The sequence below is a fragment of the Hymenobacter edaphi genome (assembly GCF_003258365.1).
In the GTDB taxonomy this organism is placed as follows: Bacteria; Bacteroidota; Bacteroidia; order Cytophagales; family Hymenobacteraceae; genus Solirubrum; species Solirubrum edaphi.
On sequence record NZ_QHKM01000001.1, the window covers coordinates 548295 to 566949 of the forward strand.

Below are 18655 nucleotides of genomic sequence, written 5' to 3' on the forward strand. Positions count from 1 at the left end.
GGCCCGGACCGGCGGGCAAACCCGGAAATAACGGTGGCGCTAGAGCTGCACCGGGCGCGAGGCCGTCAGGCGCTGGCGGTGGGCTGAGGTCAGCACGAAGCGGCCGGCGTTGCCCACCTTGGCCACGCGGCTGGCCGGGGCCGGCTCGGGCGTGCCCAGCAGCTGGCCGGCCAGCGGGGCGCCGTAGGGCATCAGTTCCACGGTGCCCAGGGCCAGGTGCGGCTGCCGGGCCGATACGGCCACCACCGGGCGCATGGGCTCGTAGCCGAGCACGGTGGGCTGCAGGCGGTAGCGGCCGAAGGGCACGTGGTGGAAGGCAAACGAGCCGTCGGCGCGGGTGGCGGCGGTGGCTACGTAGGCCCCGTCGGCGGCGCGCAGCAGCACCACGTTGGCCTGCGGAATGGCCTCGTGCGAGCCGCCGTCGCGCAGGGTGCCGGTGAGTTGGCCGCGGGTGGGGGCTTCGGGAGCCGCGGCGGGGGCGTAGAGGGCCACCGAGGCCAGGGCCAGCACCGAGAGGAATAAGCGGAAAGGAGCGAAGGTTTTCATAGCAGCAGAAAGGGTCGGAAAGGCGGGTTGGGAAACGGAGCGAATCAGGGGCCTGGGCGGGCAGCCGCGGTACTGCCTCGGCGGGGTCGGATGATTCGTGGATGGCTTGGCAATCAGGGTATTGGCGGCAGCCGGGGTGTTGGTCATCCAACGCTACAAAGGTAGCCCGGGCCCCCGGTGCGGATCAATCGCACGATGATGTGGGACGGCTCGAAACCAGCGTTTGCAGCGGCTGAAGGCGGTTTTTCGGGGCTGCAAAACGGCTGGTTGCTCGTTCTGTCACCAAGTCCCGGGTTGGGCCTGACATGCTTGGGTGATGCCCGGCCACAAAAGAAGCCGCCGGAGCAAGCATTGTCGGGCACCTCCACTGCCAAGCCTGGGTTACACTCATTCACCAGCACCCGGAATCCTACGTGTAAGGCGCCGCGACGATGCTCAGTCCGGCAGCTCTGTGTTTATGGTTATCAGTGGCGGGTTGTCAGTTGTCTGGGCGGGCAACAACCCGGCTACGATGCGTCAGCGTATCCTCTGACAATTGACAACGAACCACTCCATTACCCGCCGAAGCCGCCCCCGCCGCCCTGCGGCTGGTTGTCGATTTTCTTGGAAGGCTTGGTGTTGCCCAGGAACCAGGAGAAGCCCAGGTAGCCCACCCGCGACTCCCACTTGTTGTAGGACGTGGCCGCGTACTGCGTCTCGGGCGTTTGCACGAAGGATTCGGAGCGGTTGCGCAGGGTGTTGAACAGGTCCGACACCCGCAGCGTCAGCGCGGCCCGGTCGTTGAAGAGGCGCTGGCGCAGGGCCAGGTCAATCGAGCCCTGCGGGGCGAAGCGGCCCTGCGAGGTCAGCACGGCGGCGCGGTAGTTGCCGGTCAGCTGCACGTCCAGCTTGGGCGTGGGCGTGAAGGAGTTCATCACCCGGGCCGTGCCCGACACGGTGCGGCGGCTCGATTCGTTGCCCGTGGCGGCCGTAACGCTGGTCTGGAACAGGGAGCCGTTGGCCGTGAGGCGCCACCACTTGGCCAGCGGCTGGTTGATGCTCATCTCCGCGCCGTAGCTGTACGCCTTGCCGAAGTTGTCGGCGTACTGGGCCGTAATGAGGGCGCCGTTGCCGTAGAGGCGGCTGGCCATGCTGTCGATGGCCGTCAGGCGCTGAATGGCGTTGGTGGTTTGGCGCACAAACAGGGTCGAGGTCACGTTGGCCTGGCCCAGGGTCAGCTGGTGGCCCAGCTCCAGGGCGTTGATGTACTCGGGGCGCAGCGTCGGGTCGCCGATGCGGTAGCTGCGCTGGTCCTGCCACAGCGGGAAGGCCAGCAGCTGCATAAAGTTGGGGCGGTTCAGGCGGCGCGAGTAGCTCAGCTGCAGGCGCTGGTCGTGGGCCTTGATGTTGCGCACGAGCGTGCCCGAGGGAAACACGTTCAGGTACTCGAGGCGGAAGGGGCCGCGGCCGTTTTCCACCTCGCCGCTGGTGTTGGTGTACTCGGCCCGCAGGCCGCCCTGCACGCTCCAGGGGCCCATTTCGTGCTGGTAGGTGGCGTAGCCGGCCTGGGTGTACTCGCTGAAGTCGTAGGCGTAGGAGCGGGGCGCCACGCGGTCGAAGCCGCCGTCGGGGCGCTGCTGCAGGAAGTCCCCGGTGCCGCTGTTGGTCTGAAACTGGCCCTTCAGGCCGGCGTCGATGCGGGTTTTCTCGCCCAGCGGGTGCACGTAGTCGACTTGCCCGGCCACCCCGTGCAGGTTCACCAGAAACTGCTGCTTCCACTGCAGCAAATCGGTGGTGGCGCTGCCTTCGGTGTTGCGCTGGCCCACTACCACGTCGGCGTGCAGGTAGGTATAGGTGGTGCTGGCCGTCAGCTCCCGGCCCTTGTGGGCCTCCCAGGTGCGGCGGTAGTCGGCCGATGCGTCGGTGTTGTCGACGTTTTCGCGGCTGGTGAATTCGCTGTTGATCTGGCGGGTGCCCTCGGCGTTGGTGATGGTGGCGGCCTGGGTGCCTGCGTTGAGGCCGCGGTTGAAGTTGGGCTGCACCGCCACCGTCAGGCTCTGGTTGGCCGGCAGCGTCAGGTCGAAGCCCAGGCGGCCGCCGTAGTTGCGGTTGTGCCGCACGTTGGTGCCCCGCTGAAAGGTCGTCACCCGCTCGCCGAGCAGGTAGGCGTCTTGGTCGGTGGTCGAGCGGCTGCGGAAAATCATGTCCCGCCCGTCGGCCGAGGCGAAGTAGTTCAGCTTGCCGGCCCGGCGGTTCAGGCTCAAACTGCCGTTGTACTTGTCCTGGGTGCCCAGGGTCAGCGCCGCCTGGCCATTCCAGCCGTCTTTCTTCTGCTTTTTCAGGATGATGTTGATGACCCCGCCGGCCCCGGCCGCATCGTAGCGGGCCGAAGGGTTGGTCACCACTTCCACTTTCTCGATGCTGCTGGCCGGAATCTGCTCCAGGCGGTTGCCGCCCCCCCCGTTGGCCGCCCCCGAGGGCTTGCCGTCGATGAGGATGGTGATGTTCGAGGAGCCGCGCATGCTCACCGTCCCGTCGGCCGACACGGCCACCGAGGGCACATTCTGCAGCACGTTCACGGCCGTGCCGCCCACGCTCGTCAGGTCCTTCTCCACGTTGATGACCTTTTTATCGAGGTTGTCCTGCACGGCGGCCCGCTCGCCGGTCACCGTCACGCCCTTCAGCTGCGTGGTGGTGGGCTGCAGGGCCACGCTGCCCAGGTCCAGCGTCCCGGTGGGCCCCACCGTCACCGGCCGGCGCAGGGCCTGGTAGCCTAGCACCGTGGCGCGCAGGGTGTAGGTGCCGGCGGCCACTTTCTCCAGCCGGAAGCGGCCGGTTTCGCCGGTCTGCGCGCCCGTCACCAGGGCCGAGTCCTGGGCCCGAAACAGCACGACGTTGGCGAAGGGCAGCGGCTGTTGGTTGCTGCCGTCGAGCAGGGTGCCGCTGATGCTGCCCGTGGTCTGGGCCTGTACCGCCAGCGGGGCAGTCAGGGCGAAGGAAGCAGCGCAGCAGGTTTGGAAGAAGGAGAGCGTATTCATGGCGAGGAGCGGAGAGTAAGTGAGCTGACGTTACGTCGCACGAAAGGAACCTGTGAGTGGCTAGTACTGTGCAAAACAAGGTACATGGCCGAAAAAAAGGCGGATAAATCCGCGGCAAGGCAATCAAGGACTATCCGAGGGCGGGATAGGAGCCGCCCGGGGTCCGGCGGAGTCAGCTGGCCAGCGAGGGGCAAGCCGGACTCCACCGGAGAGAAGAAGCAGCGGAGAAGACCCGCTGACGGCCGGGAATGCGGGGGCGGCACATGGCGCGGGCGGCTTAGGGCTGGGTAGCCAGGGCCACCATGGTCGCCGTTTTGGTCGAGGCCGTGGCGCTCAGCGGAATCAGGGCGTAGGTGCCCAGGTCAATCAGGTCGCGGCCGGCGGCCAGCGTTACGGTTTCGTGGAGCGGTTGGTAGCCAGGTACTTCCACGTGCAGGGTGTAGTGGCCGAAAGAGGCGCGGTCGAGGCGGAATTCGCCGTTATCGGCCGACATGGCACCGGAAATCAGCTGCTCGTTGTCCTGGCGCATCAGGGCCACGGTGGCTTGCTGCAGCGGGCGGCCGGTGTACTGATCGAGCAGCACGCCGGTAAACGAGCCGGTCAGCTGCAGGGTGGGCCGCACCGGGTTTTCGGCCAGATTGGCCGTGGCGGGTTGGGAAACGGAAGCGGCGAGGAGGCTGGCGCCCAGCAGGGCGCGGTTCAGCAGGGAGAACAACATGGCTTTGGAAAAGGAAAGGTTACACGAACGGGTAAGGCCGTCGGGCAGCCGTGGCCGCGGATCCACGTGTTGCTGTCAGGTAGGCCGACTGCGGCAGAAAAACAGACGAGTCGCTGGAAGTCAAGGGGCTGGCAGGGCTCATCACCGGGGCCAGGCGGGGTTGGCAGCGGGCTTTGGGGGCCGGCGCCGCCCGGTTCAGAACCGGGCCTCGCGCTGGTGGGATGCTTTCAACGGTTCAAAGGTAATTACAGGTACTTTGTAAAGCAAGGTACTTGGTAAGTTTTTTTGTTGGCAGGTTTCAAAGCTCAGAAAGGCAGGGGAAGCGGGCGTGTGCAGGGGTAGATGGAAGCGCAACAAAGACCGTTGCCCGGCGTCGGAAAAAAGCCGGCGGAACCCGCGACGCGCAGCCGGGGCTGCTGGTCGCACGAGCGGGAGGGAGTCGGCCGGCGGCCGCGGTTCCGCCGGCCTTTCACTCACTCATTCACTCGGGTTACTGACTACGAAACGATTCGTAGGTTGCACGAAGTATTGAACGAGCTGAATATTTTTTTCGGGCTCGTTCCGGCGGCCCCGGCAGGGCCACCCAAAAGCAGTGTCAGCGAGTGGCTAAGCGGCTTTCGGGGGTATAGATGGCGGCCGGAAAGCAGGCGTTGCCTGGAAACAAAAAAATAACCGCCGGCCCCTGCAGGGGCCGGCGGTTCAGTGAGTTAGCGGCGAAAATTATTTGCTGCCCGCGGGTACTTCCTGGCCGTTGCGGAAAGTCTTTTTCTGCTGCACGGTTTTGCCGTCGGCCGCGAAGTAGCTCCACACGCCGGTTTCGCGGTTGCTGCGGTACTGGCCCTGCACTTCCGCGGTGCCGTCTTCGCGCAGCTGGCGGTAGGCGCCCACCTTGTTGCCCGATTTCCAGGTGGTTTCGCTGCGCAGCTTGCCCGAGGGGTAGTATTGCTGCTCCAGCCCGCTGGCGCGGCCCCCCTCGTACAGGAGCTTGCGCTGCACCTGCCCGTTGGGGTGATACGTCAGCTGCTCGCCCAGCAGGCGGCCGTTGGCGTAGGTTTCCTTGCGCTGCAGCTGCTTGCCGCCGGGGAAAAACGTGCGCCAAGTGCCGCTGCGCTGCCCGTTTTTGTATTCCTGCTCCTCCTTGGTGCCGCCCTCCTCAAAGTATACCGTGACCTTGCGGTCCTTGCCGGCATTGGCGTATACCACGTCCTGCTCGGGCTTGCCGGAGGCGTAGAAGTAGTGCGCCGTGCCGCTCAGCACGCCGCCTTTATAGGTCTGGGTGCTCTTGACGGTACCGGTTTCATAATAGGTCTTCACCGGGCCTTCCAGGTTGGCGGTGCCCGGGGCCAGCTGCTGGGCCCGCTTGGTCAGGTCGTCGCCCAGCTGATTGGTTACGGCGCGGGTGGCGGCCGCGGCGGGCACGTAGTTGCCTTCGCTGCGCAGCTTGCCCGAGGGGTAGTAGGTGTTGATGGTGCCGCGGCCGGCTTTGTCCATGCTCACGTCGGTTTCCAGCTGGCCATTCGAGTACCAGGTTTTGTAGCCGCCCGCCAGCAGCCCGTTGCGGTAGGTGCCTTCGCTTTGCACCTGCCCGTTGGGGAAGTAGGTGCGCACGAGGCCGTTGGGCTGGCCGCCGGCGTAGGTCATTTCCACCTGCGGCTTGCCCGAGGCGTACACCTGCCGCACCACGCCCGTGGGCTGGCCCTTTTCCAGGGTGGTTTCCAGCTTCAGCTCCCCCGAGGGGTGGTACATTTTGATCGTGCCGCTGGGCTGGTCGTCGAGGTAAGAGCCCTCCTGCGCGAGTTTGCCGGTGGGGTAAAAGGTGCGGAACGGCCCCTGCCGCTGCCCGTCGCGGAAGGTCACTTCCAGCCGCCGCTGCCCGCTCTCGAAAAACTCCACGTAGGCGCTGTCGGGCTTGCCGGCGCGGTAGCCGGTCTGCACTTCCAGCTTGCCGGAGCGGTAAAAGCGCTTGTAGCCGCCTTCCAGCACGGTGTCGCGGCCCACCAGGGCGTGGTATACCTCGCGCCGCTTGGTGCGGGTAGTGTCGTAATACGTCGTCAGAAGGCGCGGGCGCTGGGCCAGCGCCTCGTGGGCGCCGAGCGTGAGCAGCGTCAGCAAAAGCAACAGGATTCGATTCATGCCCGCAAAAACGCAGAAATTCTGCCAAACGTGCGAACCACGGATTTTACGTCGGTTCCCCCCCGCCGTCATTGCGAGCAGGAACGACCAAGCAACCGCCGGAAGGCGTAACCAATGCTTCCTCCAGTAGTGCTGCCGTGCCGATACCAACCAAAAACAGCACCGCCCGAACCTGCAGACGCAAGTTTCGGGCGGTGCTGTTTGTAGAGTAGTAGGGACGTCGTCCAGGACCGATTGCCGCGCTTGACTACGTCGACCTTCGGTTCGCTCGCCATGACTGCCAGTGCAGCCATGGGCTCAACTCAACGGAACCCGGTATTACAATTTCTCAAACACCAGCGAGCTGGCGCCGCCGCCGCCGTTGCAGATGCCCGTCACGCCGATTTTGCCGCCTTCGTTCTTCATCACGTTCAGCAGCGTAGTCACGATGCGCGCGCCCGAAGCCCCCAGCGGGTGGCCCAAGGATACGGCCCCGCCGTACACGTTTACCTTCGTGCCTTCCAGGTTCAGCAGCTTGTTGTTGGCCAGAGACACCACCGAGAAGGCCTCGTTGATTTCGTAGAAGTCCACTTTGTCGGCCGATACGCCGGCGTTTTTCAGCGCCTTCGGAATGGCCAGCGACGGGGAGGTGGTAAACCACTCCGGCGCCTGCTCGGCGTCAGCGAAGCCCAGCACCTTGGCCAGGGGCGTGAGGCCCAGCTCCTCGGCCTTTTCCTTGCTCATCAGCAGCACGGCGGCCGCGCCGTCGTTCAGGGTCGAGGCGTTGGCGGCCGTCACCGTGCCACCCTCCTTGATAAAGGCGGGCTTCAGGCCGGGTACTTTGCTGAAATCAACTTTCAGGTACTCCTCGTCGTCTTCCACCACCACGGTCTTGCCGCGCTGCTCGATGCTGACGGGAATAATTTCGTCCTTCTTCTTGCCGGCTTTGGCCGCGTTGGCGCTGCGGGTGTAGCTTTCGATAGCAAAAGCGTCCTGCTCCTCGCGGGTGATGCCCATTTCCTTGGCCGTATTCTCGGCCGCGTTGCCCATGGCGTAGTTGTGGTACGGGTCCCACAGGCCGTCCTTCATCAGGCCGTCAATCATCTGCCCGTGGCCGTACTTGGCACCGAAACGGGCTTTGTCGAGGTAGTACGGCACGTTCGACATGCTTTCCATGCCGCCGGCCAGCACCACGTCGGCCTGCCCGAGCATGATGGCCTGGGCAGCCATCATAATAGCCTTCGAGCCCGAGGCGCACACTTTATTCACGGTCGTGCACTCCACCTCGTAGCCGAGGCCGGCCTTGAGGGCCGCCTGCCGGGCCGGGGCCTGGCCCAGGTTGGCCGAAATCACGTTGCCCATGATGACCTGCTGCACGTGCTTGGGGTCCACGCCGGCTTTTTCCAGCGCCCCTTTCAGCGCGATACCGCCCAGCTCGACGGCCGTCAGCGAAGCAAGGCTGCCCCCGAAGGAGCCGATAGGCGTGCGTACGGCCGAAATGACGTAGACTTCTTTGGTCTGCATGATGGTAAGTAGGGTAGGGTTGGGAATGAGTTCGGGGCTGGAAACCGGGCGGCCCGTCGGGCCGGCACCGCACCAAAAGTAGCAGGATTTTTCGGCCCTGCGGCGAAACTGCCTAACGTTTGTTTGCCTGCTGATAACCGCAAAACTACCAAGCGGGTTTCCGCGGATCGGGGCGACGGGTGGCGCGGTGGGGCAGCTGCTGCAGATACTGCTGCTCGGCGGCCTGCAGCGCGTCGAGCACTTGGCGGGCCTGCGCCTCGTTGAGGTTGCCGGCCGGCTCGCGCTGGCGGGTACCCAGGCGGTTGTCCTCGGCGGTAGCGGCTTCGGCGCTGGGCGCTTTGCCGGGCGCGGTGCCGCTGCTGCCCGCGTCCAGGCCGCGGGTGGTGCCGCCGGCCGTGCCCTGGGCCATTTCCTGCGAAGTGCCCTGCCCCGGCGCCCGCCCGCCGCCGGCCGGGGCCGTGGTGGTGCCGCTGGCATCGGGGGCGGTCTGGGCTTTTTGCTGCGGCTGACTGCCCGGTTTGGGCTGGTTTTGCCGGCTCTGGCCGGGCGGCGGGGGAGGGGGCGGCAGCTGCGGCGGCAGGCGGCGGCCGAGCAGCGGGCTCAGCAGCTCGTAGTTGTAGCGCGCCGCCGCGTTGGCCGGGTTGTCCGTCAGGGCCTGCCGCAGCAGCGCCACCGCCTGCGGGTAGTTGCCCTCAGTAGCAGCCAGGACGCCCAGCTGCTGCCGGGCCACGCTGCGCAGCGCAGCCGAAGCGCTGCCCAGCACTTGGCCGTAAGCCTCCCGGGCCGCCGCCGATTGGCCCGATTGCGCGTACGCGTGCCCGAGGTCGAGCTGCAGTTGCGCGGAGCGGCTGCCCAGCTCCCGTGCCCGGGCAAACGCGGCGGCGGCCGCCTGGTAGTCCCGGCGGCGGAAGGCCGCCGTGCCCCGCTGCTGGGCCTCGTTGGCGTGCTGCACGCGCTGAAACGCCTCCCACCAGCTACCAATAAAGAGTAGCAGTAACAGCAGGGCCGGCCGCATCATGGCTTGATAACGGTAACGGTGAGGACCACGTCCAGCGCCAGCAGCAGCAGCGCGGCCGCCAGGGGGTAGGTGTAGCGGTTGTCGGCCACCGTCACGGTGCGCACCTGCTGGGCCTGGCCCTCAAGGCGGCTCAGGGCGCGCAGCAGCAGCGGCATTTCGTCGCGCTGGTCGGTCAGCTCCACGTAGATGCCACCCGTCGCTGCGGCCAGGCGGCGCAGCGGGGCGGCCTGTAGGCGTGTGACGACGGGCTTGCCCTGGGCAGTGCGCAGGTAGCCGCCCGGCCGCGGAATGCGGCCGCCGGCCGCCGTGCCCACGCCCACCGTGAACAGGCGTTGCCCGCTGCGGGCCAGGTCGCGCAGCACGGCTTCCTGGCTTTCCCCGAAGTCTTCCCCGTCGCTGACGAGCACCAGCGCCGTGGCGCGCGGGGCCGCCCCGGCCGAATCGGCGCCGCTGGCGGCCGCGCGTGCGAGGGCCAGGTTCAGCGGCTGGGCCAGGTCGGTGCTGCCCGGGGGCACTAGGCGGGTATCGAGGGTGCTGAGCAGCAGCAGCAGCGCATCCTGGTCGTAAGTAAGCGGGCAGTGCACGTAGGCTTCGGAGCTGAACACGATCAAGCCGATGCGGTCGGCCGGGAAGCGGCGCACCAGCTCCTCCAGCTCGGCCCGGGCTTTTTGCAGGCGCGAGGGGGCCACGTCGTCGGCATCCATCGAGCGGGAAAGGTCGACCAGCAGCCACAAATCCTTGCCGGCGGTGCGCACAGCCCGCTGGGTGAGGCCGTAGGCGGGGCCCAGCAGCGCTGTCAGCAGCAGGGCAAAAGCCAGCAGGCGGGGCAGCAGTTTCCAGCCCACGCGCCAGCCCGACTGACTCAGGGGCCGCGCCAGGCGAACGGTGCGCTGCACGTAGCCCAGGTACAACAGCCCCGCCGCCACGGCCAGCGCAGCCTCCCATTGCGACCAGGAATACAGCCAATTAAGCATAGCGGGCAGCCGATGGTTGGGCCGGCAGGAAGTCAAAGATAAGGCCCTGGCGAGGCCGTAGGGCATAATTTTTTTTGTGGGTGGGGTTGGTTTGGCAAAAGTCGCTTGTATATTTGCTGCCCCGAAGGGTAAACGGCCCACGGGATAACGCCTCAAATACGGAGAGGTGGGTGAGTGGCTTAAACCAGTAGTTTGCTAAACTGCCGTAGCTCTAAAGGCTACCGGGGGTTCGAATCCCCCCCTCTCCGCTCTTGGAATTCTGAATTATGAACGCTGAATTCTGAATTGACTGGATTACCCACAATTCAGAGTTCAGCATTCATAATTCAGAATTTTTTTTCGGGGTGTAGCGTAGCCCGGTATCGCGCCTGCTTTGGGAGCAGGAGGCCGCAGGTTCGAATCCTGCCACCCCGACCACTTGTGTAAGCCGTCTGCCCGCCCTGCCGCGGTGGGCGGCTTCTGCTGTTTTTGGGCCCCGTTAGCTCAGTTGGATAGAGCATCCGCCTTCTAAGCGGACGGTCAGGAGTTCGAATCTCTTACGGGGTACTGCAAGGCTGCTCTTTGGAGCAGCCTTTTGCATTTCCGGGGCCACCCTACGGCCCGCCCGCAGCGCCGCCGACCTACCGATAGTTCGACGCCCGTGCAACCAATCCGGCTCCCGGCCAGTCTACTTAACTAGCCGGCGGCAGGCTTTGCTTTTGTTGGGAAAACAGGGGTATTGTGCCCGTTTACCGTTTTTAAAGCAAAGTCATTACCTTGCGGTGCCTCACACCCAGGCAACACCATCCTCAGATTCCTTCCACTCAACACCTTCACCATGAAGAAAACCCTACTCACCCTGGCCTGCGCGATGCTACTCGGGGCCGCTGCAAATGCCCAAACGACGCCGCCGCAACCGTGGACTATTGTTTCGGTTGGTTCAGCGGTGCCTACCAACTACATCACGGAGGACATCGTGACGGTAAACCCGGCTACGGTATGGGTACTGTACCGCGAGGTTTCCTCGGGGACGACGGCCCTGCCGGTGCGCACGTACGCCCGCACCATTGACGGGGGCACGACCTGGACGGGCGGCGCCCTCAACATCCCGACCGACCTGAACGTGTCCAACATCACCGCTATCGACGGCAACACGGCCTGGATTGCGGCTTTCTCGACGACCAGCAACAAAACCCAGCAGGGCGTTTACAAAACCACCGACGGCGGCGTAACCTGGACCAAGCAAGGCACGGCCACCTACTCCCAGGCTGACTCGTTCCCGAACGGGGTGTATTTCTTTGATGCCAACAACGGCGTGACCTTCGGCGACCCGCAGCCCGCCGGCATCGGCCAGCGCATGGAGATTTACACCACCACCAACGGCGGCACCAACTGGACGCGCAACACCACCAGCGCCCCGGTGGTTAACAGCAACCAGGAGTACGGCCTTGCCGGCTCGTTCTTCGCGCTGGGCAATACCATCTGGCACGGCGGCGTGAGCGACGACGGCTCGGGTCCGGCTTCGGGCCAGGGTGCCCGTCTGTACAAGTCGACGGACCGCGGCCTGACCTGGACGGCCGCTGACACCGACCTGCCCTACGCCGTGAGCAACCTGGCCTTCACCAGCCCGAGCCGCGGCCTGCTCTCCAGCGGCTTCGACCTGCTGGAGACCCTCGATGGCGGTGCCACCAACTCTACCCTGCTCTACTCGGGCCACTTCCGCGGTGCCGGTCTGGATGCCGTGCCCGGCCTGAACAATACGTACGTCAGCGTAGGGGTAATCGACACGACCTCGACCCTGCAGTCGGGCTACAACGGCAGCTCCATCTCCTACGACGGCGGCCAGACCTGGAAGGACATGCTGTCGCGCGGCGTGAGCATCAACCAGTACGAAGTGGACATGTTCAGCCCCTCGGTAGGCTTCACGGGTAGCTTCACGCAGGGCACTACGGCTAACCCGAACGTGAACCTGACCGGCGTGACCAAGCTGAACACGGTTATCACGGGCAGCAAAAACGCCGTGGCGCTGCGCGGCGTGCTGCAGGTGTTCCCGAACCCGAGCAACGACGGCCGCTTCACGATGAACGTGAACCTGCCCGCCGCCACCAAGCGCGACCTGACCGTAACCGACGCGCTGGGCCGCGTGGTGAAGCAGATCAAGCTGAACGCTACCGGTGCTGCCGTGCAAAACCAGGCGCTGGATCTGAGCCAGTTTAAAGCCGGTGTGTACACCCTGCGCCTCGTAACCGAGCAGGGCACCGCCGTGGAGAAGCTGGTGGTCAATTAAGCGGACTTCTTCCGCGCTCAAGCCCCCGTTCAGCCCCGCTGAACGGGGGCTTTTTTTATGGTATTGCGGCTGATAGGGCCCTAGATTCGACGCGCTGGCAGCTGGCCCGGAACGACCGAAGCCGCCGCTGCCGGGCCGGGCGCCGGCCGCCGGCCCGGCGCGGCCGGCCGGGGGCGGGGCAGCCGCAATAAATCCCCCCGAAAACCCCGCAAAACCTAGTTGGAAAGGGATGTTTCGGTATCTTCGCGTGTTATACAGGACTGAACATTAACCGCTGCTACATGAGCGAAACTCAAGAGAAAAAAGCCCCCGCCGCCTACTCCGCGGACAGTATTCAAGTACTGGAAGGGCTGGAAGCCGTGCGCAAGCGCCCGGCCATGTACATCGGCGACATTGGCATCAAAGGCTTGCACCACCTCGTGTGGGAAGTCGTCGACAACTCCATCGACGAAGCGCTGGCCGGGCACTGCGACACGATTGACGTCACCATCAACGAAGACAACTCCATCACCGTCCGCGACAACGGCCGCGGCATTCCGGTGGATTTTCACCAGAAGGAAGGCCGCTCGGCACTAGAGGTCGTGATGACCGTGCTGCACGCCGGGGGCAAGTTCGACAAGGACAGCTACAAAGTATCGGGCGGCCTGCACGGCGTGGGTGTGAGCTGCGTGAATGCGCTCAGCAACCTGCTGCGCGTGACCGTGTACAAGAACGGCCACGTGTACCAGCAGGAGTACGAGCGGGGCGCGCCGCTGTACCCGGTTAAGCAGATCGGCGACACGGAGGAGCGCGGCACCCAGGTCGAGTTCTGGCCCGACGACTCCATCTTCACCGAAACCGTTTACCGCTACGAAACCATCGCCGCCCGCCTGCGCGAGCTGTCGTACCTGAACAAGGGCATCCGCATCAACCTGCAGGACAAGCGCGAGGTGGACGAGAACGGGGTGATGCGCGGCGAGCAGTTCTACTCCGAAGGCGGCCTGGCCGAGTTCGTGCAGTACCTCGACGGGGCCGAGCGCCGCGCCCTGATGCCCAAGCCTATCCACGTGGTAAGCGAGAAGGGCAACGTGCCGGTGGAAGTGGCCCTGCAGTACAACGACTCCTACCAGGAGCACGTGTTCAGCTACGTCAACAACATCAACACCCACGAGGGCGGCACCCACGTGGCCGGCTTCCGCTCGGCCCTCACGCGCACGCTGAAGGCCTACGCCGACAAATCGGGCCGCCTGGCCAAGGAGAAGATTGAAATTTCGGGCGACGATTTCCGCGAGGGCATCACCGCCGTTATTTCGGTGAAGGTGCAGGAGCCGCAGTTCGAAGGCCAGACCAAAACCAAGCTGGGCAACAGCGAGGTGAGCGGCGCGGTGAACACCGTGGTAGGCGAAATCCTGGCCCAGTACTTGGAGGAAAACCCCAAGGAGGCCATCCTCATCGTGGACAAGGTGATTCTGGCCGCCAAGGCCCGCATTGCCGCCAAGAAAGCCCGCGAGATGGTGCAGCGCAAGACGGTTATGGGCTCGTTCTCCTTGCCCGGCAAGCTGGCCGACTGCTCGGAAACCGACCCGCAGATCTGCGAGCTGTACCTGGTGGAAGGGGACTCGGCCGGTGGCACCGCCAAGCAGGGCCGCAACCGCGCCTTCCAGGCCATTCTGCCGCTGCGCGGCAAGATCCTGAACGTGGAGAAGGCGCAGGAGCACCACATCTACGAAAACCAGGAAATCCGGAACATGATTACGGCCCTGGGTGTGAGCTTCGGGGTGCCGGCCGATCCGGAAAAGGGCATCGAGAAGGACGAGAAGGCGCTGAACCTCTCCAAGCTGCGCTACCACAAGGTCATCATCATGACCGACGCCGACGTGGACGGCTCGCACATCCGCACGCTGATTTTGACCTTCTTCTTCCGCTACATGCGCGAGCTGGTCGACAAGGGCTACGTGTACATTGCGCTGCCGCCGCTGTACCTGGTGAAGAAGGGCAAGGAGGAGCGCTACTGCTGGACCGAAGTGGAGCGCCAGGCCGCCGTGGACGAATTGGCCAAGGGCCGCCCCGAATCGGTGGGTATCCAGCGCTACAAGGGCCTGGGCGAAATGAACGCCGAGCAGCTCTGGACGACGACCATGCAGCCGGAAACCCGCTCGCTGAAGCAGGTGACGGTGGAATCGGCCGCCGAAGCCGACCACCTGTTCTCCATGCTGATGGGCGACGAAGTGGCCCCGCGCCGCGAGTTCATCGAGAAAAATGCCAAATACGCCAAGCTGGACGTGTAAGCGTCGAGCGAGTAGAAAAGCCCGCCTTGCGCGGGCTTTTTTATTGGTTAACATTGATTTTATAAGAACGTCATGTCGAGCCCCGCGAGACATCGCGCGCGCTGCTGCCGGATAGCAAATAGTACTGGGCATCAGCACGCGAGATGCTTCGCTACGCTCTGCAGGAGGGACTAAGGAAACCGAATACCATGCGACAACTCATATCCTCCGGCTCGCCCTGGGAAGGCCCGGTGGGCTACTCCCGCGCCGTGCGCGTGGGCAACGTGGTGGAAGTGGCCGGCACCACCGCCCAGGACGGCGACATCACCCCCAGCGGCGACGCCTACGCCCAAACCAAGCGCATCCTGGAAAAAATTGCCGACGCGCTGGCCGAAGCCGGCGCGACCATGCAGGACGTGGTGCGTACCCGCATCTACGTGACCGATATCCGGCACTGGGAGGCGGTGGGCCGGGCCCACGGCGAAGTGTTTCACCTTATCCGGCCTGCCAGCACCATGGTGGAGGTCAGCGCCCTGATTGACCCGCGCCTGCAGGTGGAAATTGAAGCCACGGCCATTATTTCGTAACTCTGCGCAACCCCGCGCCGGCTGGCCCGAATACGCGGGTAGTTTTCCGCCTTTATGAAGCTGTTTAAGTCCTCGGACCTCATCCGCAAAAGCAAATACATCAGCCGCGACCTGAGCTGGTTGCGCTTCAACTACCGCGTGCTCGACCAGGCCCGCGACAGTGGCCGCTCGGTGCTCGACCGGCTGCGCTTCCTGGGCATCACGGCTTCCAACCTCGACGAGTTTTTCATGATTCGCGTCGGGTCGCTGTATAATTACCTCGACTACGGCAAGCTGCGCGTCGACTACTCCGGCCTGCGCGAACTGCCGTTCCGCCGCAAGCTGCTGGACTTCGCGCACCGCTTCGTGCACGACCAGACGCAGACCTTCACCCAGGAGCTGCGGCCGCTCTTTACCAAGAGCGGCTTCGACATCCTGGGTGTCTCGGAACTGACGGAGGTGGAGCAGAAAAAGGCCGACGGCTACTTCAAGAACACCGTCTTCCCGCTGCTCACGCCGATGGTGTACGACTCCTACCACGGCTTTCCGCTGATGATGAATCAGCTGCTGGTGTTCGGGGTGGTGACGCGCATGAACCCGGAGGGGCCGGAGGAAGGGCAGGAGCGGCTCACGTTCGTGCAGATTCCGGCCAACCTGGCCCGGTTCTTCGAACTGCAGCGCAAGGACCGGGTCATCTTCGTGCCCATCGAAGAAATCGTGCGGGCCAACCTGGAGAAGCTGTTCCGCAACGTGGACATCCTCTCGGCCACGCTGATGCGCATTACGCGCAACGGGGACTTCACGCTGGAAGAGTCGGACGACATCGACGTGGACTTCATCCAGGAAATTCAGCTCGGCCTCAAGACGCGCAAGCGCGGCCGGGTGGTACGCTTAGAGGTGGAGCCCGACGCCTCCAACCTGCTGATGAACGTGCTGAAGGAGCGGTGGAAAATCGACAACGGCAACGTGTTCGTCATCAACGGCCTCATCGACCTGAAGGGGCTGAACCAGATCGTGCGTCACCCCAGCTTCCGCGACAAGCTGCCGCGGTCGATGTCGCCGGTGCAGCCGCTGAGCTTGCCGCCCGGCGCCGACGAAAACCTGTTTGAGTACCTAAAGCACCACGACGTGCTGCTGCACCACCCCTACAACTCGATTGACCCGGTGGTGAAGCTGCTCGAACAGGCCGCCGAAGACCCGCACGTGCTCGGTATCAAGCAAACCATCTACCGCCTCGCCGACGATTCGCGCGTGTCGGCGGCCTTGCTGAAGGCGGCCGAGAACGGCAAGCACGTGTCGGTGCTGTTCGAGGTAAAGGCCCGCTTCGACGAGGAGCGCAACATTCGGGAGGGCACCAAGCTGGAAAAAGCGGGCTGCTTTGTCATCTACGGCGTGTCGAAGTACAAGACGCACACCAAGATGGCCATGATCATCCGCAAGGAAGGCGAGAAGGTGACGCGCTACGTGCACATCGGCTCGGGCAACTACAACGAGGCCACTTCGCGCTTCTACACCGACGTGAGCCTGCTCACCACCAACGACGTGTACGGCCACGACGTGTCGGAATTCTTCAACGTGATTACCGGCCACTCGCAGCCCGACGACTACGAGTACCTCATCACGGCGCCCAAGGACATGCGCCAGCAGCTCATTCAGCTCATCCGCGACGAGGCCCGCAACGCCAAGAAGGGCCAGCCCGCCGGCATCGTGATGAAGATGAACTCCCTGGAGGACCGCGACGTCATCGATGAGCTGTACAAGGCCTCCAAAGCCGGGGTGCCTATTCGCCTGATCGTGCGCGGCATCTGCTGCCTGCGGCCCGGCCGGCCGGGGCTGAGCGAGAACATCGAGGTGCGCAGCATTGTGGGCGAGTTTCTGGAGCACACGCGCCTGTTCTACTTCCACCACGCCGGCCACCCGAAGCTCTATTCCGGCTCGGCCGACGTGATGGTGCGCTCCTTCGACCGCCGCATCGAGGCACTGTTCCTCATCGTGAATCCGCAGCTGATGCGCGAGGCCATCAACATCCTCTACTTCAACCTCAAGGACAACTACAACACCTACCTCATGCGCGAGGACGGGGCCTATATCAAGCGCCAGCCGGCGGAAGGCGAGCCGCTGTTCAACGTGCATAAGGAGTTCTACTTCAAGAACTACGGTCTGATGAGTGACTCCGCGCTGTACGACGACTACCTGGTGAAAAAGTCAGCTGACGTGCCGGACGGCGAAGCCGTGTCGCCCTCGGAAGACAGTCTGATTGCCGGCGAGGAAATCGTGCTGCCCGACGAGGACGTGGAAATCAACGGGGTGCTGGAGCTGCCCACGCTGGTGGAAACGCCCGCTGAGCCGCTGGCCCCCGGCCCGATTCCGCCGGTCATTGCCGAGGACGTGGAGAACGTGTAAATGCCAAAAGGACAGGGGCGGCTCACCCCGCTGTCATTGCGAGCGAACCGAAGGTCGACGTAGTCAAGCGCGGCAATTCTTGCTGCAGTAGCACCGCCGAGCCACTTCCTACCAACCGAAAACAGCACCGCCCGAAGACGTTCGTACGACGTTTTCGGGCGGTGCTGTTCGTGCCGCGGGAGGATTGGCTACGCCTTCCTGCGGAGGCTTCGGCTGCGCCGCGCAATGACAGCCAGTGCAGCCGCCCGGCTTACGATTCCGAATCGTTCTGAATGGTCAGGTAGGGGACGCGCAGGGTGTGGTCCGTCACGGGGCGGATTTCCTCGAAGTGGTCTTCAAACAGGGCCTGCAGCATGCCGTCCTTCAGGCCGATATCGGGCACGAGCATGTCCTTGGCGCCCGACCACTCCATGGCCGACAGGTAAATCTGCCCGGCGGGCACGATGACGTCGGCGCGGTCGGGGTTGAGCATCAGCAGGTTCACCCGCTCGTCCATGCTCAGCCCGCGCAGGCGGGAGAGGATGTCGCTGATGCGCTTGCGGGGCAGAGGCTGATCGGCGGGCAGTTGGGCCAGGGAGTAGATTTTGTTGATGTTGCCGCCGGTGCCGATGGCGCGCGTCACGTGGAAGCGGCGCGAGTTGTCCTTCACCCACTGCTCCATGCGCTGCCAGGTGTCCTGCAGGGCCTCGCCGGGCTGCCCGTTTTGCTGCAGCCGCCGGATGGAACCCACCTCGAACGACTGCGAGGCAATTTTCTTCCGGTCGGAATACAGGTTGAACTCGGTGCTGCCGCCGCCCACGTCGATGTGCAGGTAGTGGCGCTTGTCCTCCAGCAGCTGCATAATCACGCGGTTGACGTACGCCGCCTCGGCCTCCCCGTCGATGATCTGCACCTTGATGCCCAGCTCGCGCTGCATGCGGTCGGCAATGGCCTGGCCGTTGTCGGCGGAGCGCATGGCGGAGGTGGAGCAGATCAGGTAGTGGGCCACGTCGTGTACCTCCATCAGCAGCTTGAGCGCGTGCATGAATTTGACGAACTTCTCCTCCTTTTCGGGTGAGATGTGGCCGGTGGCAAACACGTCTTCGCCCAGGCGCAGGGGGTAGCGCACGTATTCCACGCGCTTGAGGCGGTAGGCGCCCTCGTACTCCAGCACGGCGGAAATCTGACAACGGACGGCGTTGGAGCCGATATCAATGGCGGCCAGTTTCAGCAGCGGGTATTCCATGCGCGGGAGTGAAGTGACGGGAGAAGTGCGGCAAAGATAA

At 64.4% G+C, this 18655-nt stretch carries 12 protein-coding genes and 3 tRNA genes; 7 read left to right on the forward strand and 8 right to left on the reverse strand.

The annotated features are described in order from the left end of the window. Positions 1-39: 39 nt before the first annotated feature. From DLM85_RS02130 to DLM85_RS02160, 7 genes are all read right to left on the reverse strand, one after another. Positions 40-546 (reverse strand): carboxypeptidase regulatory-like domain-containing protein, encoded by a 507-nt coding sequence (locus DLM85_RS02130; RefSeq protein WP_165821975.1) that lies wholly within the window; start codon positions 544-546, stop codon positions 40-42. A 554-nt stretch (positions 547-1100) separates the two neighbouring features. Next, positions 1101-3563: a TonB-dependent receptor gene (locus DLM85_RS02135; RefSeq protein ID WP_111476416.1), complete on the reverse strand. Its 2463-nt coding sequence runs from the start codon at positions 3561-3563 to the stop codon at positions 1101-1103. A 277-nt stretch (positions 3564-3840) separates the two neighbouring features. Next, the gene (locus DLM85_RS02140) at positions 3841-4281 is read right to left on the reverse strand and encodes a carboxypeptidase-like regulatory domain-containing protein (protein ID WP_111476417.1); all 441 of its coding nucleotides are present in this window, start codon (positions 4279-4281) and stop codon (positions 3841-3843) included. A gap of 720 nt (positions 4282-5001) precedes the next feature. Next, entirely contained in the window at positions 5002-6414 is a 1413-nt protein-coding gene (locus DLM85_RS02145; protein WP_133256846.1) for a toxin-antitoxin system YwqK family antitoxin, read from the reverse strand. 318 nt (positions 6415-6732) lie between these two features. After that, positions 6733-7917: an acetyl-CoA C-acyltransferase gene (locus DLM85_RS02150; protein WP_111476419.1), complete on the reverse strand. Its 1185-nt coding sequence runs from the start codon at positions 7915-7917 to the stop codon at positions 6733-6735. Between the two features lie 145 nt (positions 7918-8062). Further along, positions 8063-8935, reverse strand: a complete 873-nt coding sequence (locus tag DLM85_RS02155; protein ID WP_111476420.1) for a tetratricopeptide repeat protein — start codon at positions 8933-8935, stop codon at positions 8063-8065. Further along, the gene (locus tag DLM85_RS02160) at positions 8932-9909 is read right to left on the reverse strand and encodes a vWA domain-containing protein (RefSeq protein ID WP_165821976.1); all 978 of its coding nucleotides are present in this window, start codon (positions 9907-9909) and stop codon (positions 8932-8934) included. Before DLM85_RS02160 ends, DLM85_RS02155 begins: the two co-directional genes overlap by 4 nt. A gap of 160 nt (positions 9910-10069) precedes the next feature. Between DLM85_RS02160 and DLM85_RS02165 the strand changes: the two genes are divergently transcribed. The 7 genes from DLM85_RS02165 to ppk1 all read left to right on the forward strand — a co-directional run bounded on the left by DLM85_RS02165 (position 10070) and on the right by ppk1 (position 17390). Further along, positions 10070-10157: transfer RNA gene (locus DLM85_RS02165), tRNA-Ser, on the forward strand. A 92-nt stretch (positions 10158-10249) separates the two neighbouring features. Beyond that, positions 10250-10326: transfer RNA gene (locus DLM85_RS02170), tRNA-Pro, on the forward strand. A 55-nt stretch (positions 10327-10381) separates the two neighbouring features. Continuing rightward, positions 10382-10455: transfer RNA gene (locus DLM85_RS02175), tRNA-Arg, on the forward strand. 271 nt (positions 10456-10726) lie between these two features. After that, positions 10727-12175, forward strand: a complete 1449-nt coding sequence (locus tag DLM85_RS02180) for a T9SS type A sorting domain-containing protein (RefSeq protein ID WP_111476422.1) — start codon at positions 10727-10729, stop codon at positions 12173-12175. Positions 12176-12456: 281 nt separating this feature from the next. Continuing rightward, entirely contained in the window at positions 12457-14442 is a 1986-nt protein-coding gene (gene gyrB / locus DLM85_RS02185; protein ID WP_111476423.1) for a DNA topoisomerase (ATP-hydrolyzing) subunit B, read from the forward strand. A gap of 188 nt (positions 14443-14630) precedes the next feature. Continuing rightward, positions 14631-15008, forward strand: coding sequence for a RidA family protein (locus tag DLM85_RS02190; protein WP_111476424.1), 378 nt, complete (start codon positions 14631-14633; stop codon positions 15006-15008). Positions 15009-15062: 54 nt separating this feature from the next. Beyond that, complete coding sequence (gene ppk1 / locus DLM85_RS02195; protein WP_111476425.1) at positions 15063-17390, forward strand: polyphosphate kinase 1; 2328 nt, start codon at positions 15063-15065, stop codon at positions 17388-17390. Between the two features lie 250 nt (positions 17391-17640). Here ppk1 and DLM85_RS02200 read toward each other — a convergent pair whose 3' ends face one another. After that, positions 17641-18615, reverse strand: coding sequence for a Ppx/GppA phosphatase family protein (locus DLM85_RS02200; RefSeq protein WP_243635846.1), 975 nt, complete (start codon positions 18613-18615; stop codon positions 17641-17643). Positions 18616-18655: the final 40 nt, after the last annotated feature.